At 41.7% G+C, this 10,556-nt stretch carries 7 protein-coding genes, 1 rRNA gene and 2 pseudogenes; all 10 read right to left on the reverse strand.

From position 1 onward, the window contains the following. Positions 1–124 (reverse strand): 16S ribosomal RNA (locus C509_RS0122945); the annotation flags it as partial. Between the two features lie 708 nt (positions 125–832). Next, positions 833–1,066 (reverse strand): annotated as a pseudogene (locus C509_RS27605) (transposase); the annotation flags it as partial. A gap of 35 nt (positions 1,067–1,101) precedes the next feature. After that, entirely contained in the window at positions 1,102–2,664 is a 1,563-nt protein-coding gene (locus C509_RS0122955) for a SagB family peptide dehydrogenase (RefSeq protein ID WP_018709273.1), read from the reverse strand. 22 nt (positions 2,665–2,686) lie between these two features. After that, complete coding sequence (locus C509_RS0122960) at positions 2,687–4,627, reverse strand: TOMM precursor leader peptide-binding protein (RefSeq protein ID WP_018709274.1); 1,941 nt, start codon at positions 4,625–4,627, stop codon at positions 2,687–2,689. Continuing rightward, positions 4,627–6,582: a putative thiazole-containing bacteriocin maturation protein gene (locus C509_RS0122965; protein ID WP_018709275.1), complete on the reverse strand. Its 1,956-nt coding sequence runs from the start codon at positions 6,580–6,582 to the stop codon at positions 4,627–4,629. The genes C509_RS0122960 and C509_RS0122965 overlap by 1 nt, the downstream gene beginning before the upstream one ends. A gap of 326 nt (positions 6,583–6,908) precedes the next feature. Then, on the reverse strand, positions 6,909–7,154 hold the full coding sequence (locus C509_RS27610) for a heterocycloanthracin/sonorensin family bacteriocin (protein WP_083934656.1): 246 nt from the start codon (positions 7,152–7,154) through the stop codon (positions 6,909–6,911). Positions 7,155–8,194: 1,040 nt separating this feature from the next. Beyond that, positions 8,195–8,419, reverse strand: a complete 225-nt coding sequence (locus C509_RS27615; protein ID WP_083934657.1) for a heterocycloanthracin/sonorensin family bacteriocin — start codon at positions 8,417–8,419, stop codon at positions 8,195–8,197. Between the two features lie 585 nt (positions 8,420–9,004). Next, positions 9,005–9,874, reverse strand: coding sequence for an RNA polymerase sigma-70 factor (locus C509_RS0122980; RefSeq protein ID WP_018709278.1), 870 nt, complete (start codon positions 9,872–9,874; stop codon positions 9,005–9,007). A gap of 5 nt (positions 9,875–9,879) precedes the next feature. Then, positions 9,880–10,305, reverse strand: a pseudogene (locus C509_RS26695) (FAD-dependent oxidoreductase); the annotation flags it as partial. Positions 10,306–10,338: 33 nt separating this feature from the next. Next, a partial coding sequence (locus C509_RS25920; RefSeq protein WP_018709005.1) for an ATP-binding protein occupies positions 10,339–10,556 on the reverse strand: 218 nt, incomplete at its 5' end.

A 10,556-nucleotide genomic window follows, 5' to 3' on the forward strand; every position in this document is an offset into this window, starting at 1 on the left:
CCCACGTGTTACTCACCCGTCCGCCGCTGAATCCAGAGAGCAAGCTCTCTTTCATCCGCTCGACTTGCATGTATTAGGCACGCCGCCAGCGTTCGTCCTGAGCCAGGATCAAACTCTCGTATAAGAAGTTTGTCAGCTCAAAAGCTGGCAATGGATATTATCCATTGTTTCAATCAAAATTATTGACGTTTCGTTTCGTTCAGTTTTCAAAGATCAAACTTGAAGTTGCTCTCTCGAGCAGCTTTTCTATTTTATCACACTCGCAAGATCTTGTCAACAACTTTTTGAAGTAGTTTTTCAATCTCGTTTGAGGCGACTTTCTTAATATAACATGATGAACAATATAAAGTCAATACTTTTTTGATATTTTTTCTTCGTTTGAAAAATAATTAAGTTTGAGTATTGCCAGTAGAGATATACTATCACCTTATATTCCTTAAGTCAATGCTTTCTTTCCTATCATTTTTTAAAAAACACTGTCCTAATTAAAAGAAAAAACACTGTTTTGTTTTTTTCGCAAAACCTTTCTTAATGACGTTATTCACAATCTCTCGTATCAATCACACACCAAAAGCATTAATAAGGAGTTCGACACCCCCGTTTTCTACACTTGAAGCATCCACTCTTTTACTTCTATTTGCTCATGGTGCCCACTTCTTTCGCTGATTCACCCACCATTTCACATAAATTCCTAGAAGTTTGCTTCCAAAGATAGCTGAGACATAACTGGCCAAAAACAATAAAAGTGGTTCCACCCATCGTTTTTTAATAGTTGGAACCATTTTTTAAAGGTTATTTTTATTTTAAATGATACATGGGGATTCGCTGTGCCCTATTTTCTTAACGCAAATCCCACTTTGTTTTCCACTTTATCTTTGTCCCTTACGGACAAACGCATGAAACGCAAATTGGCTTTCAGGAATCCGAAGACTGGTTCTACATCCAATTTACGTTTTCCGTAGAGTTTCACGGTTTTTTTCTTCTAAAAGCTTCTGTCTGGTATATTCGTTTTGCTGTTCCATTTTACATTGTATTGTATTCTTCGGTTATGTCCTTTTTTGGTTTGGAGGGGGACACGTGACCTCCAGATAACAAAATTCTCTAACTATGCAAACTACCTTTTAACCAAGCGCGCGGACGGTATGGACCTACCGGGATTTGAATCAAACAGGTTTTTCCTCGTGAATCAATCCTGTAAAGTTCATCACATTGGTTCGCATCAAATCCTAGCAGTGGGTGGCCTCCCATCCCTAAAGCACACGACATCAAGAGCAGGCGTTGCACGAGGATGCCTGCTTCCATCTGTTGAATGCGATATCCTCTGTACCCCCATTCTTCTCTGAGGTGATCCCTCTCTCCGACGACATGCAAACAAAGCGGAACTTGATACAGATTCACATTAGGTATTGTTAATCCATTTTGTAAGAACTCTCGGTGATCTCCTTGGTTTATCTTTCGAAGTGTGTGAGTGCTATTGTCATAAGAGTAGGCCCCATCTGGAACTCCCTCTACGTTATAAAAACTGCCATACAAAGAAACACGAGTCTCAATATTCCCATCCGTTTCATCAAGGTCATTCTGATACGAGAAAGAAAATGTTTCTTTCAATAAAGCGGACAGCTGTGTTTGACTCACTTTTCCTATCATAAAATCGATATCAGGTGAATGCCGCTTTCTGCAAACGGATGCGAGGTCGTACGAAAAGCTCTCCGTAAACGGCAGCAAGATCATCCCCGTACCCAAGGATTGTTCCCGACTATTACTTTTCCTAGTCTTCACGAATGACTTCGTTGTTTCAACCATTGAAGCTTCATTCATTTTTCTCAGAATCGGATAATCAATAACTTTCTTTGAACGGTTATAGGTAACATGCTGTAATAATGGTACTTCCCGGCACAATTCAGAGGCAGAAGCAATTTTTTCACTGTGATAATTGTTGTCAACACAACCGTTCGATTCATTCATAGATAACTGGATCACTGCATATACACTTTCATCCTGTGCGGATAGCCCTAGCAAGTGATTGATCGCCTGATCAAGAAATTGGTAGCATACCCGTGAAGAGAACCCCATCCGATTGGCCACTTCCAGCGATTGTCCGATTAACACACCTGCATCAAGCCCTTGGAGCCTGTAAGAAAAATTATGATATTTATAGAAGTTTTTCCAAAAAACCGTCGAGATAAAAACTGTGCAAAAACAGTCGGAAAAATGATTGCCATTTTCCATACTTTTGGATAAGTAGAAATCGTAATTTCCTTCGCGCACTAATATTAGGCGGTGATGTGCAACATCATAATGGTAAATTCCCTCTGGAGCTTCTTCCAACTTTATATATACGTATAATTCATTAGGGTACAATCCCCCTCCAGAGGGAACAAACCTCCGTATCGACTGGGCTTTCCCTTCATAAAAAGGCAATTGAGAGTATTGAGTAAGCCCGTATACATACCATAGGAAATGACCAAGTTCCTCTATTACAGGCTTTAGATGTTCTTCCCTTCTCTCAAGTCTCAACGGCACATCTGCAGTAAGCGGAACCTCTGGTAATCCCCGATACAGTTTGTAGGGCAACGGTGCGTCTTCCCAATCCACCTGCCAATCCGGCGGAGAGACTTTTTCCGTGTCAAAATGCAGTTGGTGCAGAAACGTCTCGAGCTCCACTCTTCAGCCTCCTACTCTACTATTATGGGAACGGATGGGGATTTGGATTTAGCTGTTCATACGATAACGGTGCCTTCATAAATCCTAGTTGCATTGGTACCCTGAGCACCCTCTCCAGCCCTTTCACACGGGTTAGATGATGCCCAAATGTCATTGGTAACATTCCAGGAATCAATACCTTTACACAGAATAACCCGTTCCGTTCGGTTATTGGTGTTGTTTGGTCAACCACTATAACTTCAAGGTTTAATCGGCGGAAAGTCTCAAGAATACCTTGAAGATCATCCTTCAAATCAGTATTTGCCTGCGGCTGCTTAAATTCCTCGGCAAATGTACGTAAAGGACGATGATCGTCCAATAAAAAACTTAGTCGTTCCTCAGCTTCCGGCAGACCATACAATAGGCCATGGTCTTCCATGGTGCGCACACCGAACGGATTCTGCAGCATCCCTTCATATTTCTTACGGTTTTCCTTCAGCTTTTCGCCATGCCTAGACATCATTCCTGCGAGCTCGTAAATCGTGCTTTTTACAGCCCTTACAGGATCAGGGTTAGCTCCGGCTGCACAAATGAGGTTTAGCCCCTTTGATCTTCTGTTTTTTGCCACTCCCCAAACGCTCGGAATCCCATGTTCCATCGTCGAATTATAAAAATGAAGGTCATATCCCGCCACCTTACAGATCCGGTCGACCATCAGCTGTAATTCCTCGTCATCGGCAGAGCTAAGGTCAAGGCGCGGAAGGGGGAGCTGAGCATACCAGGTTAACAAGAATGAGTCTCGTTCGACGACCTCCATAATGGCATGGAATATGGCTTCCTCCAAACTCCCTCCCAATGCACACCCATTTGAAGTTTCATAAACAAAGCCTTCTCCATATCCCAAACTGTAATAGGCCAGTAACTCCGGAACCAGAATAGGACGTTCGTGTAAAAACGAGTAGCCCCAGACCCAATTCATTGGGGCATCAGGATGAAACGGTTTAAAAGGAAAATGAGGCTTTTCGTATTGCTCCTTTTCATGTAAACCTACTCTTGCAGGATTTAGTGCTTGATTCTCTAATTGACGATAACTATCACGTACTACCGTCCTTTTTCCTCGTGGCCCGATCCCGCAATATCGCTCCAGACCTTCTAAGATTGCAGTCAGCTCACTCATTTCATAAGAATTTGACCTTCCTGCTACTCCCTCATCCGCTCCAAACAGAGGCATGTTGACGATAACATCGGCAAACGGCAGCGTGAAATCCTGTACTTTCCCATTCATAACACCTGTACGATGATCGAGATAATCTTTGACTAACACTTCTTTTAATTCGTTCATCGAACGACATCGATAGGCACCAGCAGTAATTTTAGGGCTAGATTCTAACTTGATTCTAGCCAATTCTGGTGAATCATCAGGTAAATGACTGCATACCGGACACGATGAGTCGGGCAAGAAAAAATGACTGGAGTTCGTTAAGGTCCTAAGGTTCGTAATGAAAATCCTCTCTTCCAAGTTGCTGGCTTCTCCTTGAGAGAGTCTCTGCACCTCGTTACATATCAGAGTTGCCATATGCAATAGTCCAGTTCGTGATGACCATGCGTCTCGCCTTTCGCTTTCTTCTGCAGCCATTCTCATCTGAAACTCCCACATTTCCCGGCTATCGGCTCCCGCTATCATCCTCCGTAGGTCAGAACAACGGGAACATCCGGGTATATCCGGGTGTACCAATGGTCCAATGATTCCTTCCCCAAACGAAACGAAACCTCGAAGCCACGGAATACCCATGGCTCGGAATCTTTCTTCCGCTTTTTGATGAACCGATGGATGCCAGGCATCGTGCAGCACCAGAGCCAGTTTTGTATCTTCGGGAACCTCTTCTATTGTACTTTGACGCTTTACGAGATAACTGCCGGACATTTGTTCATAGACAAAATCCGCTAATAACCCCTGTCCGTTAATTAGAATATGGGTAGCCATTAGAATTCACCCTCTCGTACCTGCACACCAAACACCCCTGCCATTTCTTGTTTTAAAAAAGGTTCGAATGTAAGATCATAAACTAATAACCGTTTGTTGTTTTGGTTCAAGACCTGAATGGAAGTTTGTAATAGCTCACATTGCGGCAATTCATCTAAAGAGGGGATATCGAGATTGTTTTCCTTTCTTTTAAGAAAAACCGCTGACTCCATCTCTTGCCTCTTGATGGAATTCTCCTGGCTTTGAGAATCCAAAAGTGCTTGTTGCAGTGCATTTCGCATGGCTAATGTGGTATTTAAACCTACACTTGAGTACCAACGGCCGTTCGATCTTACGTCTATCACGGGGAAGCCTGATATATCCTCACTCAAGCCGATTATTGGGGAACCGTTCAAGGTAGTCAGGGCATTTAAATAAAATCTGCATGATTTATCTTTTATTGATCCTATTTGCATATGAAATATCGTATTCCGTTGATCACTCTTTCTTTTTCTCAATTCTTCATTTAAATAAACCTGTAGCCCTCGACAAACCGCCTCTTCGATTGTTTCCCCTGCTCCGATGCCTAAAAATTCCTCGGTAATGTTCACGCTAACCTGATCATTCTGTTTTTTTAACTCCAACGGATCGATCATTTGTGAAACATACATTTCAATGCCTGTAAGGCCCGCATCTCTTTTAGCTTCTTCATGTGTTAGGCCTGCACAGACAACCTCTGACAGGAGCTCTGCCGGTCCCTCAGACATTGGATTGACCACTTGAACAGAGCACTGTGCAAGTGGAAGCTGTGACAGATTTCGTTCCTCCCATGTATGGAAAATACCAGTCTTTTCAGAGGTTAATTGACTGAAATGTTCCAGGAGATTACTCGGCGAGTTATCTCTGAGCGATTCCTGTTTAAGCCTCACATCAAGATCTTTAACAAGGTTGGGCGTAAAGCTTCTAGATGTAACCAACGGATGTGTGATGAATGAAAGCCAATCACCTTCCAGCGTATCAAGGTCAAGCAGGTAAATTTGATTACTCTGGTTTGGATCGGCAATTCCTACAGCATTCTTAAACATTTCGAAGACAGCGACATTCGCTAGGATTGATCCCGTGGTTGAAGAGAATGGCTGAGACCGCTGTTCTATATGCAACGCAGATCGATGGATTCGGCGCCATGCAGACTCCCAGCACCCTTCCGATTCCGGATGTAACAAGGGACCCGAGAGCCCCACTTGCTGTAAACAAATGGCCGGGATAAATGCCTTTCTTTCCTCTTTGCAAATCAGGTTAAGCTCCCTTAGTTCATTTACATTTCCATCCTGTGAAACGTACATAATCCAATCATAGGGCTGCACGGCTTCTTTCCAAAAACTCCTTCCCGCCTCTTTTTGAAATTGCACCTCCGCTAACTCTACATCGGAATCTGTTTTGCTGGCATTCTGCACCAGTTCGTTCAGCCGCATCCGACTTGTAGGAATAGAATCTGTTACCAAGACATTTATTTTAGGCAGCCCTGATTCCAGTAACGCCGAAACCAATGCAACTAGCAAGGGGCCCGAGCCAACAGCCAGAACTTTAGCTTGACGGTATTTTTGAAAACGATATCCACCAGATTCCACAAAATTCTCTATAAATTCAATCTGCGAAGCATATTTTTCAAGAACGGAACTATTTAGTTGATGGGGAGTATCTTTGCTTACATCCCTAAGAAAGCCATTCTTATATAGCGTTTCTCCAATCTCATAAACCCTGTTCCGATACGGTGTTGTTAGTCCCTCTGTCAATTCTCCCAATGTTTTCTCCCCATCAAACATTGGTATCAACTTCTCAATCCATTGATAAATTGTATTTCCTTCCATCCGAAATGAACTTGAATTATTTCGAAAATACACTCCCCCCTTAGAATCAGGGAGGAAAAATGTATCCCTATTAACCTTCAGACGTGTGGACGAGTTAAGTTTTGACATTCAGCTCCTCCTTATTCCTAATCTTTACGAATTGCGCATTACCATTTTATGTACTTTTAGCTGTCCAATATGATAAAGGAAAAACGGAGAGCGACGATTTCCGACGTAATAGACTGGAGTGCCTCTAACGAGATAAAGGATAAAGAAGTACGAGAGTGCCTGCTTATCGGCGACACGCATAAGGCCAGCGCTGGAGCTTGACAGGGAGAAATTATCCATAATAGAAATTTTTTTAATTTCCCATACATCCCGGAAAAGAAACGCCCTGCATCAGATCATGCAGAGGCATTTCTTTCCATAAAATAACCCATTTTTTCTTTTGAGACTTACCCCCCCCAACAGTTAAAACAGCTAAAGCAACGAAAACAGCTAAAGCAACGAAAACAACTAAAGCAGCTAAAACAGCGAAAACAACGAAAACCCCCACAGCGAAAACCGCCACAACGAGAACCTCCGCACATCATACCGCCAAACTGGCGCGGATCTTGGCTCAGAGGATCAATAGGAATTAATTCACCAACTTGGTAATTATCCATTGCCAATCCTTGTAATTCGTTATAAGAATACTGCATTTGTACCTCCCCTTTGTATTTAATAATCAGGGCAAACTGACACCAGACAAGTGGCTTGCATTGAAAAACTTTTCCGTTCTTCGTAACAAAAAACGTCTGATCTCCTCAACAAAATATGATGCTTTTAGGTTGTTGTTACTAATGTAAGAGCCTATTTCAAGTTGAAAGCACTTTGATTTAAACTGTTTTAATTCTTAAGGGATGAGGAGTAGCTAATCCGGTGAATTTTAATAGAAAGTTATTATGGGGCGTTGCAAATAATATTTGGTCATTTGGCCAAACATCTTGCAAACAGAACAAGAGCGTAAGCGCCTGTTCATCGATGTACAGACTGGAGTGACTCCAACGAGATTAAGGAAACACCGCGACGAAGGAGCAGATGTTGACTTATCGTAGGCGGAGGCGCGAAGTCTGCTAGTCGATAGGCGCTGGAGCTGGACGTTGCATATTCCAATTAACAAGTTATCCAAAGGCATAGAATTTTATAGTTTCGCTCAACAATAAAGAAAGCGCAAGACACGCAGCCTTAGGCTACAATCACAAGGCAAATTTTGATGAGGGAGTTTCTCAGCCACCATAACAAAGTAGCTGACTTTAAACACTTCTTGTTAAGCATCTCTGAGTATGCTGCGTACAACTTTGCTGCCGAGGGAACAACGCTTCCCCGAATAAGCTTTGCCACAGGAGCACATTCACCTTAGACATGCTTCCGCGCGTCCTGCGCGTCGCCGCATCAGACCGTGACATCCTATCGCTTCGGTGGCACTAGAGCGTACTGCACGTCGCCGCTTCATGCAGCTACATCCTAGGAAAAGCTACGTTTTTTCTTCTGAGGTGTAACGTTGCCGAAGCTTTCTTTGTCCTGTCGCTTCACTAGCCTTAATATTACCTTTACGTCGGAGCTAGACATATTGAATCTTAATTCGAACAATATATTTCTTCTGATGTTATGCTTTCTTACTTTTCAAGAAAAGAAATGCCTTGCACGAGATCGTGCAGAGGCATTTTCTTTTTATAAAATAACCATTTTTTCTTTTGACCTAGATAAAAAATCCTCCAAAACAGCCAAAGCCAAAGCCAAAACAACCAAAGCCAAAACAACCACCACAGCGAAAACAACCGCCACATCGGAAACAACCCCCACAACGAAAACCACCACAAAGCCTACTGTCGTACTGAAGTGGACCTTGGCTCATAGGAATCAATTCACCAACATGGTAATTTCCCATTTCCAACCCTTGTAATTCGTTTTGAAAATGCTGCATTTGTACCTCCCCTTTCTATTTAATCATTAGGGCAAACTACACCAGACAAGAGAGTTGCGTTGAATACTATTCTGTTTTGCGTAATTAAAAACTTCTACTCTCCTCAACAAATTATGTTGCTTTTAGGTTGTTGTTACTGATGTAAGAGCCTATTTCACGTTGAATTATAGAACGTTACAGGAAGGACTAATTTAAACTCGTTTAATTCTTAGTAATGATGCGTTTACCATTTCGGTAAACTTTTATTGAAAATAATAATGGACGTCGCAAATAAAATATGGTCATTTGGCCAAACATCTATTAATCATTAAAAAAGAGCACTCAACTAATCGGTTGAGTGCCTTGAATCGTTGCCACTATTTCGTCATTACCTAGCTTCTGAAAAAGTCCAGTCCACCAACTTGCTGTTCGCCTGTAAGGTCTCCTAATAATAGATTAATAGCAAAAAGAGCACTCATCGTGACCCACAGCCTTACCATGGAAAAAGTGAGATGAGGACAGAAAACCCGGCGGCCAGAGTCTATCTTCCGCAAGGACTCCGTCAGTTTTAATAGTATGCTTTTGATAGGTGAAAAATATTGAGCATTATTTATAATTTTGTAAGTGTGCCAATTTATCTGGATTTGCCACCATATAGATGCGGGAAATCTTATCACCAAGGAACTCTATTGAGACCACATAAGCGACGTAGTCATTGATTAATACGACTACGCCTGGATATCCATTTACTTCTTTGAATTCCATTTTCGAGTTCTCAGGCAACTTTTTCATAATGCTTGTAAACAAAAAGACAATTCGTTCTGATGTATAGATTGGATTTAAAGCAGCTTTTACTTTGCCGCCTCCGTCTGAAATAAATACAGAATCTGTCTTCAATAACTCCAGCATTTTATGAATATTACCTTTTTGAAGCGCCATCGTAAATTGTTCTACCCTGCTCCTCATAGATTGAAAATCCATTGAAGAAGCATTCGGACGATTTTCCATGCTTTTTTTCGCTCGATGGAAGATCTGCCTGCAATTAGTGGATGATTTTTCAATAATAGCTGCAATTTCTTCATAGTTATACTGAAAAACTTCTCGTAATATGAAGACAGCTCGTTCATCCTCAGATAACTGCTGCAAAAGTAAGAGATAAGCGGTTGAGATTGATTCCTTTATTAAAAAAGTATCAGAAGGATCACTTCCGTTATCTACCAATGGTTCTGGCAGCCACTCTCCAACATAAACCTCGCGCTTACTAGCAGCGGAACGCAATTTGTCTATAGACCTATTCATTACGATCTTACATAAATACGCTTTTTTGTTTTCAATGACCTTTTCGCTGCTTACACTGTTATAAGTTAGGAACGCCTCCTGTACAAGATCCTCAGCATCAGCAACACTCCCAGTCATTCGGTAGGCGATCGAAAATAACAATGTTCTATACGTCTGATACAATTGTTCAGTCTCCAAAACGATTAACCTTCCTTTACCAATATCATTTCTTTAGCTTTTAAAATTTCTCGCGCTGCACGCTTCCCACTCGCCGCTGCAGCATCAGCTAATACTTCCTCATGTCCGGTCCAATCTCCTGCAATATACAATCCTTTCATTTCTGGTATGCTCGGACCCGGGTTTTCTTTTCGTTTCAAATGTGGGAAATTATACGATACCGTTAGTTTTGGTAAAAATTGTTGCACAACCACTTCTTGTCTCCATCCTGGTTGAAGCAAATCCATTATTGATTCTAATTGTTGCTTATCTGCATGTGCGTTTATCTCTTCAATAGGATTATGATATTTTGCCAGACTTACAACGACCGTTCCATCATCACTTAATTTTGCTGCTCGTGATTGATTTGTGAAAAATTGTATTTGGCAAGTAGAATATGTATGATTTGGCAGTTAAAATTGTAGCTACTTGCCAACATCCCTTTTTTAATGATTGAGTAATGATTCTTTGTGTCGAAAACTTTCTCGATTGAACACCAGTAAATGTGAGTAATGAATTAAGCGATCAATAAACGCTTCCGTCAAGATCGGATCTCCGAATATATGATTCCACTGTCCGAACTGAAGATTTGTCGTAACGATTACACTTCGCCGTTCGTAACACAAATTAAGCACTTGAAATAGGAGCTCAGCTCCTTGCTTAT

Origin of the sequence: Siminovitchia fordii DSM 16014 = CIP 108821 (assembly GCF_000374565.1) — a bacterium.
Classification (GTDB): domain Bacteria; phylum Bacillota; class Bacilli; order Bacillales; family Bacillaceae_C; genus Siminovitchia; species Siminovitchia fordii.

What these genes read in the sequence shown, in the direction of transcription:
- C509_RS0122960 (WP_018709274.1), bottom strand. Translation starts at nt 4,627, where the DNA reads ATGGCTACCCATATTCTAATTAACGGACAGGGGTTATTAGCGGATTTT.
- C509_RS0122965 (WP_018709275.1), bottom strand. Translation starts at nt 6,582, where the DNA reads ATGTCAAAACTTAACTCGTCCACACGTCTGAAGGTTAATAGGGATACA.
- C509_RS27610 (WP_083934656.1), bottom strand. Translation starts at nt 7,154, where the DNA reads ATGCAGTATTCTTATAACGAATTACAAGGATTGGCAATGGATAATTAC.
- C509_RS27615 (WP_083934657.1), bottom strand. Translation starts at nt 8,419, where the DNA reads ATGCAGCATTTTCAAAACGAATTACAAGGGTTGGAAATGGGAAATTAC.